Source organism: Halomonas litopenaei (assembly GCF_017303055.1).
In the GTDB taxonomy this organism is placed as follows: Bacteria; Pseudomonadota; Gammaproteobacteria; order Pseudomonadales; family Halomonadaceae; genus Halomonas; species Halomonas litopenaei_A.
Map to the genome: position 1 here is coordinate 70,738 of NZ_JAEKJT010000007.1, position 17,062 is coordinate 87,799.

Here is a 17,062-nt window from a genome sequence, read left to right on the forward strand (position 1 = left end):
CAGCTAGGGGGCAGGGGAAAGCGTGGGGCGGGTCAGGAACCACTGAAGAGGCCATAGTAAGACAGCATGCGGATCAAGTACAAAGTCGGACTGTTCAAGCTGAATATCTTTGCCGCTGCCGGGCTGCTGGCAGCCTGCGCGCTGCTGTCCGACCAACCCTGGGACGGCATCTTGCTGAGCCTGGCCGCCCTGTGGTTTGCCCTGACCGGCCTGGCCCTGGAGTTCAGCCATCGGCGGCATGCCTACCGCCCCTGGCTCGCGGTCGCCAGCCTTTTGCTGGCGGCCCTGGTCATGCTGCCAGGACATACCAACGCTGCCTGGCTATGGGCCTGGCCGTGCCTGCTCGCACTGCCTCAGCCGCGCTGGATGCAGCTGCTCAATGCTTCCCTCGCCGGCCTCAGCTGGTGGAGCCTGATCGACCGACTCAGTCCTCATCATTGGATCCTGGTAGGACTCCTGCTCACCTGCCTATGCCTATTCGCCATCAGCCGCTCATTGCCTGGTGGGCACTCGCTGCGGCTGGTACGCAAGCGAGCCCGGCTGGCGCCAGGCCTGGCGCTGTGGTCGGCAGAGCAGCTCGAGCGCGATCTGGTCAAGGAGAATAGCCGTGCCGCCCGTGACGACGTCCACGCCGAGCTGCTGCTGATCCACGTCCAGGGACGGCAGCTGTGGCGCATCGCTCAAGAGGTATGCAGCCAGATCAAGTCCTTCGAAAACGCTTACCAGCTGGACCAGAAAACTCTCGGCGTGCTGTTGACCAGCCGCGACGCAGACCAGGCAAGACAGCGCCGCCAGGAGCTGCTGGATGCTATCGACGCACCCACGCAGTCACGCGCCGTGCCCCTTACGCGACTGGATAATCTGCCGCGAATCCTGGAGACCCTCGGCCAACAGCGTCCTTCCCCCCAGGTGGTGGAGGAAGCGCATGACTGAACACCCGCACTGGCGACGCTCCTGGCGTCTGCTCGCCGACCTGCTCGCTGCCCTGCTGCTTGCCGCCGTCGCGCTATGGCACTACCTGATCGGTCAGTACGAATACATCCTGCTGCCTGCCGTGCTGTGCTGTCTGGTCGGCGTCATCGCCTACCTGGATGCCCGGCGCAACTCGCGACTTACTCATTACCTGCTGCTGATATGCGCCTGCCTGATGCTGTATGACCAGGCACTCATCCACTCAACCCTCGACCCGATCTGGACGAGTCTGCCGATTGCCCTGGTCTTGCTGCTGCTGCCACTGGGACCCGCCTTGGTGCTGTCGTGCCTGGCCCTTCCCCTCTGGCTATTCATCCACAGTCAGATGACCCCGGACGTGGCCCAGGTCATCAGCATGCTGACCTTCCTGGCGTGCTGCACCCTGGCTAGCTGGGAGCATCTACGCCAACGGGACCTCGCTCGCGCTACCGACCCGAGCGATGCCGACTGCGACGCCCTCAATCACGCCACCCTGCACGAGCGTCTGACCGGAGAGCTTGAACGCGCCCAGCACCTGGACCAGCGTCTCGCCGTGGTCATTCTGCATCTGCCTCAGCTTGAGGTAGCCAGCGAGCAGCACGGCTCACGTCTACAGCTGTCACAGCTCGATCAGCTCTGTCGTGCGGTCCACCTGCACTGCCGCGACCACGACATCCTGGGCAGGCACTGCGCCGACACCTTCTGGCTGATCCTCCCTAACACCACGGAAAGCGGCGCCTTGCTGGTCACCAAGCGACTCGAACAGGCCTTATCCGAGGTTCGCCTGGCGGACCTGGGTCCGCTGACCCTTCGCTCGCAATTGTGTGCCCTCAAGCCGGAAGAGGACTGGCAGGTCTTCCTGGAGCGCTTGCAGCGACGCACCCAGACCATGACGGCGGACTGACCGGTCAGCCAATGCCCAGCGGCTCGCGACTGTGGCATCATGCCGCCTCGCCGCCAAGCAAAGGAGAGTAAGGGTGGGAAATGCCGGGGACTGGCTGATTCAATGGGCGCCTTCGCCTGGCCTGCTACTGCTATCCGTGTTCGCCATCGCGCTAGTGGAATCACTGGCCCTGGTGGGGGTGGTGGTGCCAGGCGTGGTTCTGATCACCGCAGCAGCGTCGCTTGCAGGCCATCAGGAAATCGCGGTGGGCTGGGTCATGGCGTGCGCGTTTGCCGGCGCGATCGTTGGCGATGGGGTCAGCTATACCATTGGCTACCGCTATCGGGAGCAGGTCACCACCATGTGGCCACTGTCCCACCATCCGGAATGGCTGTCACGGGGCGCCCGCTTCTTCCAGCGCCACGGCCCACTATCGGTACTGCTGGGCAGGTTCGTCGGTCCCGTAAGGCCGATCGTGCCGCTGGTCGCGGGCATACTGCACATGCCACCCGCCACCTTCACCTGGGCCAACGTAGGCTCGGCCGCACTGTGGGCGCCAGCCTACATCCTGCCTGGCTATCTGCTGGGGCGTACCTGGCAACAGTGGCTTGCCCTGCCCCAGGACCTGCATCCCTGGCTCACCGCTCTGGGCATCACGGTTGTCGCGCTCGCCATCATCTTCTCCTTGGTCCGCCACCATGCGTCACCGCCAGGGTTCCTCTTTCGCAGCCTTTCCTGGCTGACCCTGCGCCTGCCGGGTGGCCAGCGCCTGTGGCGCTGGCTCGCCCCGACCCACGAGGACGAGCCACCACTGGCTACCTGGCTATTGCTGCTGGGCAGCCTCACCGCGCTGTGCGCCTGGACCCTGGTGGTGCTCCAGGCAGACGGCCCACTGCCCATGGACGAACGCCTCAACGCACTGGTCAGCAGTCTCGACATCCCCCACCTAGCCACCCTGTCTACGAGCCTGGCCAAGGCAGGCGACACGCTCGGGGTCATCGTTCTGGCGCTGCCCTGGCTGGGCTGGCTACTGTGGCGTCGCCGCTGGGCGGCGCTGAGCCACATCGCCGCCGGGCTTGCGGGCATCGGCCTGCTCAACACCCTGGGCAAGAGCGTCATTGGCCGACTGCGCCCGGATGCACCGGACTATCTGGCGGACTCCCTGTCCTACCCCAGCGCCCACACCTCCACGGCCGTCGTGCTCTACGGCCTCGCCGCTGCCTTCATTGCCCAGCGACTCCCCCACCATCGGCGCTTCTGGCCCTACTGGGTGGCGATTGCCATCATCGTTCCCATGGCCCTGTCACGTATTGTGCTGGGGGTACACTGGTTAAGCGACCTGATCGGCGGCGCCCTGCTGGGTCTGGTGGTGTGCGCGATGGTGCAGCTGTCATGGCTGAGGCGCGAGAGGCCTGGCTTTGCGGGCTGCCCAGGCGCATACCTGGGGCTGGCGTCCCTTGTGCTGATCAGCGCCCGGATGCTGTGGCTGCCGCCCGTATAGCCAGGAACGTAAGGAGCGAGCTGCCTGAGAAACAGGGCGTCTGTGTCAGCGCTTGCCATTGCCGCTGGCCATTAGCACGTCTATCACCGACGACGGCTACCCCAGCGCCAGCCAGAAGCCGACGCCGATCATCAAGGTCCCGGCAATACGATTGAGCAGCCTGACGCTACCGCCCCGTGCCAGCAGGTGGCGAAGGCTCTTGCCACCACTCGCGTAGAGCAGCAGGCAGCTGAACTCGAGGCTCAGAATAATCACCACAAGCCCCGCCAACTGCCCCATCAGCGGACGTGAAGGCTCAAGGAACGGCGGCAATAGCGCGACGAAGAAGGCCCAGCCCTTGGGGTTGGCTACCGCAGTGACAAAGCCCTGCATCGCCAGTTCCCGTCGCGCCGGAGGGGCCGCCGCGTCGATCTCATCGGGGATCGCCATGCGCCCGCGGGAGCGCCACATCAGCACCCCCAGGTAGACCAGGTAAGCGCCACCCAGCCACTTGAACAGCGCAAACAGCGCCGGCAGCTTGAGCATCAGGGCTGCAACGCCAGCACCGGCCGAAAACGCAACCAGGCCGACGCCGACCAGCTCACCCAGCATCATCCAGAGCGCGCGCCTGACGCCTTGGGTCATGCCCAGCACCATCGCCAGCGTCATGCACATGCCAGGGGTAAGCGAGACCAGGAAAAACGTAGGGATGAAGACAGAAAGTACCGAAAGGCTGGGCATGGGTTTCCTTTCCCATAGGATTCAAAGAACAGGCGGACCTTCAATCGCCGGATGTTGGCTCGCCCCAGCGCGGCATCAAGCGATGATCGATGCCTAGCTGATTCAGGATTCGCGCCACGATAAAGTCCACCAGATCATCGATGCTCTGTGGCTGGTGATAGAACCCGGGAGCCGCTGGCAGCACGATGGCCCCCATGCGCGTCAGGCTCAGCATATGCTCGAGATGAATGGCAGACAGCGGCGTCTCGCGAGGGACCAGCACCAGCTTGCGGCGCTCCTTCAGCGCCACATCGGCGGCACGCTCGATGAGGTTGTTGCTGGCACCACAGGCCACCGCGGACAGCGTACCGGTGGAGCAGGGACAGATCACCATGGCACTACTGGCGCCAGATCCGGAGGCCACCGGCGACATCCAGTCCTCACGCCCGAAACAGCGAATCTGCCCCTTCTGCGCCGCAAAGCGCGAGGTCAACGCCTCCTCCAGCAACGCTGGACGTGGCGGCAGCGATTCCTCGGTCTCGGTGGCGATCACCAGGTGCGCCGCCTTGGAGATCATGACCCACACCTCATGCCCGGCGCTGACCAGCATATCGATCAACCGCAGCCCGTACTGGGCACCCGAGGCACCCGTGATGGCAACGGTGACGGGCGACTTGAAGTCCTCAGCCATGAGCGCGCTCCAACGCATCCAGCAACAGCTGATGAATGCCGCCAAACCCACCGTTCGACATCACAACGATACGATCATAAGGCCGCGCCTCTGCGACCAGTGCCGCGACCAGAGCCTCGATGTCAGTCGCCAGGTGGGCGGTGACCGGTGACGCCTCGACCACACTGTTGAGCGACCAGTCGAGCCCCGCGGGCTGATACCACCAGACCTGGTCGGCCGAGGCTACGCTGGCGGCCAGGCGGTCGCGCAGGGTGCCCAGACGCATGGTGTTGGAGCGTGGCTCGATCACCGCCAGCAGCCGTCCGCGCTGGGTGGACGCCTGCAACCCCGACAGGGTGGCTTCTATCGCGGTGGGGTGATGGGCGAAGTCATCAATGACCTGAATATTGGCGATCTCGCCCCGCACTTCCTGGCGCCGCTTGGGGGTTTCGAAGCGAGACAGTGCCGCCGCTCCACGAGCAAGATCGACATCGAAGTAGCGGGCGGCGGCCAGCGCTGCCAGCGCATTGTGTGCGTTGTAGCTGCCGGTCAACCCCCAGTCGACCACCGCGTCTTCCTCGACACCCTGGGGGTCGCGATGAATGACCCGGAAACGGCTGGCGTCTTCGCGCTCCAGCTCGATTCGCCAAGGCGACGTCGTGGCCTGGCCCATGCGCTCCACCGGCGTCCAGCACCCTGCCGCCAGCACTCTCTCCAGTGCATCGTTGTCGTCGCCGACCAGCAGCAGGCCGCGACCGGGAACGGTACGCACAAGGTGGTGAAACTGCCGCTCGATAGCCGCCAGATCAGGAAAGATGTCGGCGTGATCGAACTCCAGGTTGTTGAGCACGGCGACCAATGGGCGGTAATGCACGAACTTAGAGCGTTTGTCGAAAAAGGCGGTGTCGTACTCATCGGCTTCCACCACAAAGGGGGCCGACGCCTCGCCCAACCTGGCGGACACGCCAAAGTTGCGCGGTACACCGCCGATCAGGAACCCAGGCTCGAGCCCTGCGCTGTCGAGCAACCAGGCCAGCAGACTGGCGGTGGTGGTCTTGCCGTGAGTCCCTGCCACGGCCACCACAGGACGTCCCGGCAGCACGTGTTCGGCGAGCCATTGCGCCCCTGACACGTAGGGCAAGCCCTGATCCAGTACCGCCTCGACTTCAGGATTGCCCCGCGACAAAGCGTTGCCAATGACCACGAGGTCCGGTGCAGGCGTCAGATGATCCCCGCTAAAGCCGTTCTGCAGCGCGATACCTGCTGCTTCCAACTGGGTGCTCATGGGCGGATAGACATTGGCATCCGAGCCGCTGACCTGATGGCCCAGCTCACGGGCCAGCAACGCCAGGCTACCCATGAAGGTGCCACAGATACCGATGATGTGAAGATGCATGTCGCCTCCATCGCTCCGCCTGACTCCCCCGATCCCCGCCCACAAGGCTCAGGGAGCGCCATGGCGACGTTAAGTTGGCGGCAGACTAGCACGCCGTGACCAAGGCCTCCAGAGCCACCCAGACAGCGGGGCGTGTTGCCTGTCACCCACCAATTTACTTTGTGTTGCCCTCGCCCACCCTTGGCAGCGCGTCACCGCCGATCTACAGTCGCCCTCGATCCGGCAACGCCCTGGCCAGTCACAGCGCCAGGGGGTACGCGCCAGGGGTGATCCCTTGCGGGCCAGCCAGATGGACTGGCACCGATGGCACCTATTGCCACAGCAGCACGCACTCAGGGTGCAGGGGACCGGGTGATCGGATAAAATCGCCGACCATGCCGGCGACCCACGCCACAGCGCTTGCACCTCAGGCTGTGCATGTCGCACTCGGAGACGGCGGCCAACCACGGCCCGACAAGGACGCTATACGGCCTCCGCCTGTCCCGGGATCATCCTTCTTTCCGACCCTAGCAACCCAGGAGCCCCACGCCTCATGGCCCAGCACAATGCTTTCTACGCCCAGTCCGGTGGCGTCACCGCGGTCATCAACGCCAGCGCCTGCGGCGTCATCGAGACCTGCCGCCGCCACAGCGACCGTATCGGAAAGGTCTATGCAGGCCATAATGGCATCATCGGCGCCCTGACCGAGGATCTGATCGACGTCAGCCAGGAGTCAGACGACACCATTGCTGCGCTGCGCCACACCCCGGGCGGCGCCTTCGGCTCCTGCCGTTACAAGCTCAAGGACATCGAGAGCCACCGGGCCCAGTACGAGCGTCTGATCGAGGTGTTCAAGGCCCACGACATCCGCTACTTCTTCTACAACGGCGGCGGCGACAGTGCCGATACCTGCCTCAAGGTGTCGCAGCTCTCTGAAAAAATGGGCTATCCGCTGACCGCCATCCACGTTCCCAAGACCGTGGATAACGACCTGCCCATTACCGACAACAGCCCGGGCTTTGGCAGCGTCGCCAAGTACATCGCCACCTCCACCCTGGAAGCCTCCATGGACATCGCCTCCATGTGCGCCACCTCCACCAAGGTGTTCGTACTCGAGGTCATGGGACGCCACGCGGGCTGGATCGCCGGCGCAGGCGGCCTGGCGGGACAAGGGGAAGGCGAGCCGCCCCACCTCATCATCTTCCCCGAGATCCCCTTTGACCGTCGCCAGGTCATGGAGCGCGTCGAGTACGCCGTCAAGAACTACGGCTACTGCGTCATTGTTGTCTCCGAGGGGGCACGCTACGAAGACGGCACCTTCCTTGCCGACTCCGGCAACACGGATGCCTTTGGGCATCGCCAACTGGGCGGTGTGGCACCGACACTGGCCGGCATGGTCAAGCAGGACCTGGGCTACAAGTATCACTGGGCCGTGGCAGATTACCTGCAGCGTGCAGCACGCCACCTTGGCGCCAAGACTGACGTCGAGCAGGCCTACGCTGTCGGAGTCAAGGCGGTCGAACTGGCGCTGGACGGCCACAATGCCCAGATGCCCGCCATCAAGCGGGTCAGCGAGAACCCCTACCGCTGGGACATCGAGGCCGCGCCCCTGGCGGACGTAGCCAACCGCGAGAAATTCATGCCCCGCGACTATATTCGCGAGGACGGCTTTGGCATCAGTGAAGCGGGTCGCACCTACCTGGCCCCCCTGATCCAGGGCGAAGACTTCCCGCCTTTCGAGAATGGGCTGCCGAAAATGGCCAAGCTGAAGCTCGCCCGGGTCGCCAAGCGCCTGCCAGAGTTCAGCCTCTAAGCCACGCCCCAAGACACACCCGAGGCTCTGCCTCGGGTTTTTTTTGTGCGCACGATTCGGTGCCACCTGAGTCGCTTCTTTGTCTAAGGGCTCCGTCTAGCACCTGGACAATGCCGTTCGTTCTCTCCCCCAGAGAAACGTGACGTTCTGTGGCGTGAGGCCACGGCGTCTGATCGCAGCTCAGCCCTTGCCAGCCTCAACCTAGGATGCCGCGTCTGGGGGGTTGTCAGCGCCAGCAAAACTCCGGTGCCGCAAGCTCTCGATGTCGCGTTTGGGAGGTGCGCCAAACAGCCGACTGTACTCGCGGCTAAACTGCGACGGGCTCTCGTAACCCACCTGAAACGCGGCGGCGGCGGCATCATAAGCATCGTTCAGCATCAAGCGCCTGGCTTCGCTAAGGCGTAGCCACTTCTGATACTGCAAGGGGCTCATCCCCGTCAGCTGACGAAAATATTGGTGCAGACTCGATGTGCTCATCTGCGCTTGGGTCGCGAGCTCAGCGGTGCGCAGCGGCTGTGTGTAATTCGCCTTCAACCAATCAATGGCTCTGGCAATCCGCTGGCTTTGGCTACCAACCGACGCAATCTGCCACAGACGTGGTGCCAGATCGCTTTTAAGCAGACGGTAGTGGATCTCACGCTCGATCAGTGGCGCGAGCACCGCCATGTCAGCGGGCTCGTCGAGTAGCCCGAGCAGACGCCTGAAGGGCTCCAACAGCTCAGGGGTGAGCGTGCCGATAGACGTGCCCGCCTCGCTGGCACGAGCACGCGGTGGCGGCAGCCGGATCTGCGAGATCAGCTCCGTCATGACAGACAGATCGAGCTTGAAGGATAGCCCCAGGCACGGCATGTCCGTGCTGGCCTCCAGCACTTGCGATCGAGCGGGGAGATCCAGCGAGTTGATCAAGAAGCGCTTGGTGTCGTAGGCATAGGCCTGCTCGCCGACCAGCATTTGCTTGGCCCCCTGGACGACGATAACAATGCTGGGCTGCACCATACAGGCGCAGGGCTCGGTCAGGGCCTCACGCCTGAACAACGCCAGGCTTTCAAGCTCGGTCGCGCAGTCCTCCAACCCTAGCGTACGCCCCCCAATCAAGCCCGCCAGGTCTGCGTGGATAGCGTCAAGCGATCCCATGTCGCGTCGCTCGATGTGAAGTTGAACTGGCATAGAAGGTCTCCCTGCGCCTCTTTCCGCGACGATATCTCGACCACCCTTCCTAGTCGAACCGTGTTCCATGAACTCGGAGTATCAGGCAAGAACCTTGGCCAATCCATCTACCGTCTCGACGGTACTGCTACGCAATATGGCAATCCAGGCGTTGTGGGCACCGGGGCCTTTACCTGTCACTGGCCTTGCCACACACCGACGTTGATATCGCATAGAGAGACCGATGACCGCTCAACACCTGTCTAATGACTCCGTGACAAAGACCAGTACCTGGGGCGCCGTGTTCTCCATGTCGCTATGTGTCGCCATGCTGATCGCCGCCGAATTCATGCCAGTAAGCCTGTTGACGCCTATCGCAGATGGACTGGGTGCCAGCGCGGGAAAGATCGGCCAAGCGATCTCTGTCAGCGGCTTTTTCGCTGTGGCCGCAAGCCTCGTCATTACCACGGCAGCGGGCCGTCTCAATCGCAAGTGGGTGTTGGTGATCATGACCGCGCTGATGCTGGTCTCGCTGATCATGGTGGCCACTGCCTCCAGTCTGGCAGTGCTGATGCTGGCAAGGGCGTTACTTGGCATCTGCATCGGCGGCTTCTGGGCGCTGGCAACCGCGGTCATCATGCGCCTGGTGCCTCCTGAACGCACCGCCGCTGCGCTGGCCGTGATGTACACCGGGCAGGCGTTCGCCGCGGCGTTCGCAGCGCCGGTCGGTAGTTATCTCGGCGGTGTGATTGGCTGGCGTGGCGCCTTCTGGGTGCTGGTACCGATAGTGGCGTTCAACCTGGTCTGGCAGCTCATCGCCCTGCCGTCCTTGCCTGCAGCACAGGGACAGTCCATCCGCGCGCTGATCTCGCTCCTCAGGCGCCCTTACTTTGCCCGCGGTATCGCGGCCGTGATCTTCACCTTCGCGGGTGCGTTCACGATGTTCACCTATCTCCGGCCGTTCCTGGAAACCGTCACCGGCGTCACTGTGACCGAGCTGTCACAACTGTTCCTGGTGCTGGGCTGCGCCGGATTTCTCGGCACCTGGGCGGGCGGCAAGTTCGCCGACGGCCAGGTCATACGTCTACTGCAAGTGCTGCCGGTGGTGATGGGGCTGGCGACGATCGGACTGCTCGGGTTTGGCCAGCTTGTTGTCGTGGCGGCACTGTTGCTGGCGATCTGGGGCGTCATGAACACCGCGATGTCAATCGGCTGGATGGCCTGGCTCACACAGAACCTAGACGACGCTCCCGAAGCCGCCGGAAGCCTGATCGTCGCAGCCATCCAGACCGCCATCCTGGGGGGCGCCGCCCTCGGCGGCACGCTTCTGGATCATTTCGGTATCGGCGCGACCTTTATTGGCAGCGCCATCTTGTCGGCGATCGCCTTCCTGCTGGTCGGATCTGGCCAACGGCTGCTCAAGACGACATGACAATTGGGTAGTGACATCTGACATCAATCGGTCAAAAGGAGTTCTCATGATGATCAAAGCCTATGGCGCGCCTGCGGGCGACAAACCTCTGGAACCCATGGACATTACCCGGAGGGCGATGGGTGCTCAGGATGTGCAGATCGACATCGCGTACTGCGGCATCTGTCATTCCGATTTGCATCAAGCACGTGCCGAATGGGCGGGCACTCACTTTCCCTGCGTACCGGGTCACGAAATCGTTGGCCGTGTGGCCAGCGTCGGCACTCAGGTGACGAATGTCCAGGTCGGAGACCTTGTGGGCGTCGGTTGCATCGTCGATAGCTGTCAGCACTGTGAGGAATGCGATGTCGGCCAGGAGAACTACTGCGACGCCATGATCGGCACCTACAACTTTCCCACGCCTGATGCTCCAGGCTGGACGCTAGGCGGCTATGCCCAACAGATCGTGGTGAACGAGCGCTATGTTTTGCGCATCCGCCATCCAGAGTCGCAACTTGCTGCCGTGGCGCCACTGCTATGCGCAGGCATCACCACCTATTCGCCGCTGCGTCATTGGAACATCGGACCGGGCCAGAAGGTCGGCGTTGTGGGTATCGGCGGCCTGGGCCACGTGGGTATCAAGCTTGCCCATGCGATGGGTGCCCATGTCGTCGCATTCACCACATCCGACTCCAAGCGCGAAGCGGCAAAGGCCCTGGGCGCTGACGACGTTGTCGTTTCACGCAACGCCAGCGAGATGGCCGAGCACACGGCAAGTCTCGACTTCATCCTGAATACCGTTGCCGCCCCACATGACCTCGATGCCTTCATGGCGCTGCTGAAGCGTGATGGGACCATGACACTGGTAGGCGTACCGGCTGAAGCTCACCCGTCACCACAGGTATTCCACCTCGTGTCGAAGCGCCGAACTCTTGCTGGCTCGATGATCGGCGGCATTCCCGAAACCCAGGAAATGCTCGATTTTTGTGCCAAGCACGACATCGTGGCGGACATCGAACTGATCAGCGCAGACCAAATCAATGCCTCCTATGAGCGCATGCTCAGGGGCGACGTCAAATATCGATTCGTCATCGACAACGGGACCCTCTCGACTGCGTCGTGAGCCGGGCTTGCATAATGGAGAACACCATGCACGAATCCAACCCGAAGACCAAAGACGCCGAGTACGTTGTCACCCGTAGAAGCGTCATCCAAGGCGCCGTACTGGCTGCTGGGTCAGCGGCGCTGCTCGGCTACCCGGCAGCTCCGGCAGCGGCGTCTTCCCGTCCCAACGCAACGTCCGGCACAGATGAAGCCACCGGCCTGTCACTCACGCAGGAATGGGACAAGACGTTTCCCAGGAGTGAAAACGTCGATCACCGCAAGGTCACTTTCAAGAACCGGTACGGGATCACCTTGGCAGCAGACCTGTACCAGCCGAAAAACAAAAGTGGCAGACTCGCAGCGATTTCTGTCAGCGGCCCCTTTGGCGCCGTAAAAGAGCAGTCATCTGGCCTTTACGCGCAAACCATGGCCGAACGCGGTTTTGTCGCGCTGGCATTCGACCCCTCTTTCACAGGAGAAAGCGGTGGTGAACCGCGCAATGTCGCTTCACCGGACATCAACACTGAGGATGTCAGCGCTTCTGTCGATTTTCTTGGCTTGTTACCGAGCGTTGACCGCAACCGCATTGGAGCCATCGGCATTTGTGGCTACAGCGGTATGGCACTGACTGCCGCGACCAGTGACTCACGCATCAAGGCGGTTGCCACCGTTTCCATGTATGACATGTCCCGCAGCATGAGTCGCAGCTATAAAGATAGCTATACGCGGGAGCAGCGCCATCAGGTCATTGATTATCTTAGCCAACAGCGGTGGGTAGATGCGGAAAACGGTAGCTATGGGTTGGGCTATCACGAAGTCCCGTTCGACGAAAACGGGAACATCATCAAAGGCCAGCGCGTATTGCCTGAATCCCTGCCCGAGAATCCAGACTCGGTGCTGGCCGCATTCTTCGATTACTACCGTACTCCGCGAGGCTTCCACCCCAGGGGGATCAACTCGACAACGGCATGGACAGCGACGACCCCCATGTCATTTTTCAGTTTTCCCTTATATGCAAACATCGACATGATGTCCGCACGTCCCATTCTTCTGGTGGCCGGCGAAAACGCTCACTCGCGCTATTACTCTGAAGACGTCAACAGGGTAGCTTCCGAACCGAAGGAATTGGTCATCGTGCCTAACGCAGACCATGTGGACCTTTACGATCAACTCGACAGGATACCTTTCGATACACTGACGTCATTCTTTGGCACACACTTATCATCCACATAAAGCGAGAGTTGGAGCGCACCTGAGGTCCCCGCCCTGCGGACAGTACCGGCTGTGGTGCGGCCATCGGGCGGGTCCAACACCAAGGAGCTATCGTCCACCTTTGTCCATGGCGGGGCATGACTGCACCGTCAGCCTGCCGGCGCCGACAGGCTGGCGGGGCATGACTGCACCGTCAGCCTGCCGGCGCCGACAGGCACAGAAAGGGGGTGGGTACAGGCCCCACGACGACAGCTCCCACCCTGATAGCCCCCATCCCGACGCCTGGCTAGGCTCAGCGCAACCACCACGACAGCACCAGCAGTACCAGCAGTACACCGGCAATGCCTTGCCATAGGTTGGCAGGCTCCTGCCAGGCGCGGATGGACCTCGGCGCCTGTTCCTTGGGCTGCTGCCGGCTCGGCCTCACGCTATACAGGAACTCGGACAGCCGACGGAAGCGCAATGATCGCTGCGGATCCAGCGCGCGCTTCAATGCCTCATCCAGCTCCTGACTGACATCCGGACGACGACTGCGCACGCTGCGGTAGCTCAGCTGCTCCAGGTCGGTATGACTGCGTAACTGGTGGGTCGGAATGTCGTAAGGCAGCTGCCCACTCAGCAGCCAGTACACCGTCGAGGCCAACGCGTACTGATCGCTGCGCCGCCCCACCTCGTCATCGAGCGCATATTCCGGCGCACTGTGTTCGTTGAGCCCGACCTGCTGCACCAGACGGCGTGAGCGCCGATGACCATCGACGTCACGCAGATGGCAGGCGCTGAAGTCGGCCAACACTACCTGGCCATGCTCATCGATCAGCACATTATCCGGATGGATCTGCTGATGAATCAGGTCCCGATTGTGCAGCGCCTGGATCGCCTTGCCGAGCTGCAGCGCGATGTCCAGCCGCTGCCCAAGGCTGGCACGAGGAAAGCGCGCCACCCACTGGGACAGGGTCATGCCTTCCACGTGCCGCATCAGGTAATAGAGATGACGACGCTGGCGGGACGGTTCCACCACGCTGACCACGAAAGGCGAATGCACGCGCTCCACCACCCACTGCTGCAGTAAAAAGTGCTCCAGGTAGGCGTTTCGATTCGACAACTCAGGGCTCGGCGCCTTGAGCACGCAGATGCGATCGGTCTGCAGGTCACGCACCCGGTACACGCGAGAGTGGGCTGTCCGTGACAGCACCTCCTCGATCAGCAGACCGTCGATCTGATTGCCTGGAGCAAGCTCCGGGGGAATCGGCAGGTCGCCGTACAGACGGCTGGGGGCATCCGGTGACACGTCGGGCAGCTCATCGACCCTGACCAGCTGGAAACAGAACGGATCGCTGCCGTAGCCGCGCTCCCCCGCTCTGGCCCCGGCCGCGGCAGCCAGCCGCTCACAGGCGGCGTCCAGGTCACTGGCGTCTTCGCGTATCAGGCGCACGTAGTCCGACGGCAGCAAGGTGCCCCGCACCCCCTGGGTGGTAAACAGAAAGATATCGCCCTGCTTGAGTGGCCACTCGGTATAGTCGATATCGATACCGACATCCATGCCCAGCGCCCTGGCCGGGTAGCGGTAGCCGCCAAGGTCAGTGACGTGGTCCCGCGACAGCTGCTCGAATTCAGCCCCTCGAAGACGAAAGACCAGGGTGTCACCAACATGGAAAAGGTGGGCACTACGCTCCTTGAACACCACGGCAGACAGGGACGACACGTAGCTGCCGCTGTCCATCTGTCGCGTCATGCCGTGACACCAGGCATTCAGGGATCGAATGACGCGCTGGGCCGACGCCTTGACGGTCCAGTGGCTGGGTGTGGCGTAGTAGTCATTGAGAAACCCGCGAACACTGAGGTCCCCGGCCTGTTTGGCCAGCGCATGCCCGGACGCTGAGTCGCTGATCAACGCGCATGCACCCTTGGGCTCCCCCTCTTCCGGCAGGCGCACCGACATCGAGCTACGCTGGCGATGCCGCTCCGGGGCAACAAAGGCCTGTCCATAACTCAGTGCAAGACGTGCAGTGGCCAAGATCACCTCCTGTGGCTCCAGCATTGGCGGTACGACTCCGGCGAACGAGGGACCACCACCATTCTGGGCGGTATGATACACATCATGTGGCGCTTATGTGTGACAACAGGCTTGTCGCCGACGGCCAGACCACTTGCGCCCATTATTGCACCGCGTCAAGATACCGCCCAACGATTGGTAATCCCGCTCCGGGGTTCGTATAATTCGACCGATTTTTTTCCGCCAGTCAGGCGGACATCTGCCCAACGAAGGACACGAGCATGAACTTCGACAACATCCCCGCCGGCAAGGATCTCCCCAACGATCTCTACGTGGCGATCGAGATTCCCGCCAACCACGCGCCGGTGAAGTACGAAATTGATAAGGACATGGGCGCCCTGCTCGTCGATCGCTTCATGGCGACCCCGATGTTCTACCCGGCCAACTACGGCTTCATCCCCCACACCCTGGCCGATGATGGCGACCCCCTCGACGCGCTGGTCGTGACACCGTATCCGGTAGCACCGGGCAGCATCGTGCGTGCGCGTCCCGTCGGCATCCTCAACATGACCGACGAAGCGGGCGAAGACGCCAAGCTGGTCTGCGTGCCGCATCCCAAGCTGTCCAGCCTCTACGACGACGTGCAGGAAGTCACCGACCTGCCTGAGCTGCTGCGTCAGCAGATCGCTCACTTCTTCGAGAACTACAAGGACCTCGAGAAAGGCAAGTGGGTGAAGGTCGAGTCCTGGGAAGGCGTCGAAGCAGCGCGCAAGGCCATCGAAAAGTCCGCCGCCGCCTACGCCAAGGCCTGATTGTTACGTAGTCTGGTTTTTACGTAGAGAACCAAGCGCCTTGATGCAAGAAGCCGCCCCTGAGGCGGCTTCTTGCGTTATGGCAATAACACGACGGTCACGACGCGCCGTCGTCAGGCAGCTCGCCATCATCCTCCGGCGAAGCTGGAGCGGCATCGTCCGCTGAGGCTTCGCCTACCTCGTCAGCTACCTCGTCATCTGCCGCCTCGTCATTCACTGCAGCAGCTTTACCGCTTGCCGCATCCGCCTCCTGAGTGGAAGCCGAGGCTGCTGCTGAACCTCCGCCCTCACTGGCCAGTCCCTCTGTCAGGCTTAGCAGCACGCTGTCCAGACGACTGAGATGGTGGGCCATGCTCAGAGGATAGTTGGCAAAGATGCCGAGGCCGCTACCGCGCAACACCATCGGGCTCCAGAACTGGCGTTGCATGCGCTCCAGCTCGGCCAAGGCCCGCGCATAATCATCGCTCAGCCCCGCGGCGGCGATGCTGTCGGCCTGGTCTCGCTCCAGCGCCACCAATAACTGATACAGCGCCCAGGTCTGGCCACGCGTTTCATGGAAGACATCGTCCACTCGATACCAGGGCACCTCGGCCTCCCGTGGCACCTCAATGCCAAGTTCAGTGAGCCGCTCCGTATCCGCCACGGCCGACGACAGGCGCTCCCGCAATGCCGCCAAGGCCTCCCTTACTGACTCAAGATAGCTAGCGGCACCTACCCCCTGTTCGCCGAACGACGCACCAGCGCCATCATCGAAGCGCGCCAGGTACTCCCGAGCCGCCTGACCCGCCAATGCCAGATGATCCTCCATGGACGGTGCCAGCCAATCATCCGCGTCCTGATAGAGGGCAGCGATCAGCTCGTCTACCGCAGCGCCCGACTGGGTATCGAAGTGTGACAGGCTCGACGCCATGATCCGCGCCTGGGTCAGCACACCGGTCTCCCAGGCCGCCATATTGTCCATCCACAGCCCAGGGGGCAGCAGGTCATTACGCACGTAGCCCCCAGGCTTGTCCTGCAGGGTATCGATCAAGGTCGCCAGAGTGGCCACACTGACGGTACCGCGAGCGGCCGGCGCGGCGGAAATACGCTGCTGCTGGGTGGCGGTCTCCACGTCGAACCGGGAAGGCGCAACGCTCCACCATATACTGAGACCCACGGCGACCATGACCAATATGGCCAGGAGGATCACCAACGGTTTCCAGATCCAGCCATAGCGTGGTGTTTCCAGCTCCTGTCGGCGCTGCTCTGCACGCTGTCGTCGACTGCTCATTTTGCTCTCCTTGTCGCCCCTCGAACACCGCTCGCGACTTCCCCGCTGGAGGAAAGTCATCGCCCCAGTGGTAGAATAGCCCCGACCCCAGACATGCATCAGACCATAGCGCGACAGTATCGGGAACCCTGCTGTGCTTCTACGGTCTGAAGCGGAGCGCGTGGCCACGATAAGCCGCGAGGACCACGTATGTGCACCAGCACACATCGCAGGCCAGTTCGC

Annotated in this window: 14 protein-coding genes; 8 read left to right on the plus strand and 6 right to left on the minus strand. The window is 62.6% G+C overall.

Annotated elements, in window-relative coordinates; all coding sequences use genetic code 11:
* Positions 1–66: 66 nt before the first annotated feature.
* The 3 genes from JF545_RS14645 to JF545_RS14655 all read left to right on the plus strand — a co-directional run bounded on the left by JF545_RS14645 (position 67) and on the right by JF545_RS14655 (position 3,335).
* On the plus strand, positions 67–933 hold the full coding sequence (locus JF545_RS14645) for a hypothetical protein (protein ID WP_206943287.1): 867 nt from the start codon (positions 67–69) through the stop codon (positions 931–933).
* On the plus strand, positions 926–1,855 hold the full coding sequence (locus JF545_RS14650) for a GGDEF domain-containing protein (protein ID WP_206943289.1): 930 nt from the start codon (positions 926–928) through the stop codon (positions 1,853–1,855). The genes JF545_RS14645 and JF545_RS14650 overlap by 8 nt, the downstream gene beginning before the upstream one ends.
* A gap of 73 nt (positions 1,856–1,928) precedes the next feature.
* On the plus strand, positions 1,929–3,335 hold the full coding sequence (locus JF545_RS14655) for a bifunctional DedA family/phosphatase PAP2 family protein (RefSeq protein ID WP_206943291.1): 1,407 nt from the start codon (positions 1,929–1,931) through the stop codon (positions 3,333–3,335).
* Positions 3,336–3,431: 96 nt separating this feature from the next.
* Here JF545_RS14655 and JF545_RS14660 read toward each other — a convergent pair whose 3' ends face one another.
* The 3 genes from JF545_RS14660 to mpl are packed head-to-tail and all read right to left on the minus strand — an operon-like array spanning position 3,432 to position 6,100.
* A complete protein-coding gene (locus JF545_RS14660) occupies positions 3,432–4,055 on the minus strand; it encodes a LysE family translocator (RefSeq protein WP_206943293.1) in 624 nt (207 codons plus the stop codon).
* 40 nt (positions 4,056–4,095) lie between these two features.
* Complete coding sequence (locus JF545_RS14665) at positions 4,096–4,725, minus strand: flavin prenyltransferase UbiX (protein ID WP_206943295.1); 630 nt, start codon at positions 4,723–4,725, stop codon at positions 4,096–4,098.
* Positions 4,718–6,100: a UDP-N-acetylmuramate:L-alanyl-gamma-D-glutamyl-meso-diaminopimelate ligase gene (mpl, locus tag JF545_RS14670; protein WP_206943298.1), complete on the minus strand. Its 1,383-nt coding sequence runs from the start codon at positions 6,098–6,100 to the stop codon at positions 4,718–4,720. The genes JF545_RS14665 and mpl overlap by 8 nt, the downstream gene beginning before the upstream one ends.
* A 532-nt stretch (positions 6,101–6,632) precedes the next feature.
* Here mpl and JF545_RS14675 point away from each other — a divergent pair.
* Positions 6,633–7,892 (plus strand): 6-phosphofructokinase, encoded by a 1,260-nt coding sequence (locus tag JF545_RS14675; protein WP_206943299.1) that lies wholly within the window; start codon positions 6,633–6,635, stop codon positions 7,890–7,892.
* A gap of 201 nt (positions 7,893–8,093) precedes the next feature.
* On the opposite strand, the gene JF545_RS14680 is transcribed toward JF545_RS14675, so the two are convergent.
* Positions 8,094–9,059, minus strand: a complete 966-nt coding sequence (locus JF545_RS14680) for an AraC family transcriptional regulator (RefSeq protein ID WP_224907515.1) — start codon at positions 9,057–9,059, stop codon at positions 8,094–8,096.
* A 223-nt stretch (positions 9,060–9,282) separates the two neighbouring features.
* On the opposite strand from JF545_RS14680, the gene JF545_RS14685 reads away from it, so the two are divergent.
* Genes JF545_RS14685 through JF545_RS14695 form a run of 3 tightly spaced genes read left to right on the plus strand, consistent with a single transcriptional unit; the run spans position 9,283 to position 12,786 of the window.
* Positions 9,283–10,470, plus strand: coding sequence for an MFS transporter (locus tag JF545_RS14685; protein ID WP_206943300.1), 1,188 nt, complete (start codon positions 9,283–9,285; stop codon positions 10,468–10,470).
* A gap of 10 nt (positions 10,471–10,480) precedes the next feature.
* Positions 10,481–11,572: an NAD(P)-dependent alcohol dehydrogenase gene (locus JF545_RS14690; RefSeq protein ID WP_347401337.1), complete on the plus strand. Its 1,092-nt coding sequence runs from the start codon at positions 10,481–10,483 to the stop codon at positions 11,570–11,572.
* Positions 11,573–11,598: 26 nt separating this feature from the next.
* Positions 11,599–12,786: an alpha/beta hydrolase gene (locus tag JF545_RS14695; protein WP_206943302.1), complete on the plus strand. Its 1,188-nt coding sequence runs from the start codon at positions 11,599–11,601 to the stop codon at positions 12,784–12,786.
* Positions 12,787–13,057: 271 nt separating this feature from the next.
* On the opposite strand, the gene JF545_RS14700 is transcribed toward JF545_RS14695, so the two are convergent.
* Positions 13,058–14,779, minus strand: coding sequence for a bifunctional protein-serine/threonine kinase/phosphatase (locus tag JF545_RS14700; RefSeq protein WP_206943304.1), 1,722 nt, complete (start codon positions 14,777–14,779; stop codon positions 13,058–13,060).
* Between the two features lie 260 nt (positions 14,780–15,039).
* On the opposite strand from JF545_RS14700, the gene ppa reads away from it, so the two are divergent.
* Positions 15,040–15,570 carry an inorganic diphosphatase gene (ppa, locus tag JF545_RS14705; protein WP_206943306.1) on the plus strand — a complete coding sequence of 177 codons (531 nt, stop codon included), beginning with the start codon at positions 15,040–15,042 and terminating at the stop codon, positions 15,568–15,570.
* A 97-nt stretch (positions 15,571–15,667) separates the two neighbouring features.
* On the opposite strand, the gene JF545_RS14710 is transcribed toward ppa, so the two are convergent.
* A complete protein-coding gene (locus JF545_RS14710) occupies positions 15,668–16,840 on the minus strand; it encodes a DUF2333 family protein (protein WP_206943308.1) in 1,173 nt (390 codons plus the stop codon).
* Between the last annotated feature and the right edge of the window lie 222 nt (positions 16,841–17,062).

Excerpts from the sequence above, each read along its gene's own strand:
- JF545_RS14645 (WP_206943287.1), top strand. The coding sequence starts at position 67 with ATGCGGATCAAGTACAAAGTCGGACTGTTCAAGCTGAATATCTTTGCC.
- JF545_RS14650 (WP_206943289.1), top strand. The coding sequence starts at position 926 with ATGACTGAACACCCGCACTGGCGACGCTCCTGGCGTCTGCTCGCCGAC.
- JF545_RS14660 (WP_206943293.1), bottom strand. The coding sequence starts at position 4,055 with ATGCCCAGCCTTTCGGTACTTTCTGTCTTCATCCCTACGTTTTTCCTG.
- JF545_RS14665 (WP_206943295.1), bottom strand. The coding sequence starts at position 4,725 with ATGGCTGAGGACTTCAAGTCGCCCGTCACCGTTGCCATCACGGGTGCC.
- mpl (WP_206943298.1), bottom strand. The coding sequence starts at position 6,100 with ATGCATCTTCACATCATCGGTATCTGTGGCACCTTCATGGGTAGCCTG.
- JF545_RS14675 (WP_206943299.1), top strand. The coding sequence starts at position 6,633 with ATGGCCCAGCACAATGCTTTCTACGCCCAGTCCGGTGGCGTCACCGCG.
- JF545_RS14680 (WP_224907515.1), bottom strand. The coding sequence starts at position 9,059 with ATGCCAGTTCAACTTCACATCGAGCGACGCGACATGGGATCGCTTGAC.
- JF545_RS14685 (WP_206943300.1), top strand. The coding sequence starts at position 9,283 with ATGACCGCTCAACACCTGTCTAATGACTCCGTGACAAAGACCAGTACC.
- JF545_RS14695 (WP_206943302.1), top strand. The coding sequence starts at position 11,599 with ATGCACGAATCCAACCCGAAGACCAAAGACGCCGAGTACGTTGTCACC.
- ppa (WP_206943306.1), top strand. The coding sequence starts at position 15,040 with ATGAACTTCGACAACATCCCCGCCGGCAAGGATCTCCCCAACGATCTC.
- JF545_RS14710 (WP_206943308.1), bottom strand. The coding sequence starts at position 16,840 with ATGAGCAGTCGACGACAGCGTGCAGAGCAGCGCCGACAGGAGCTGGAA.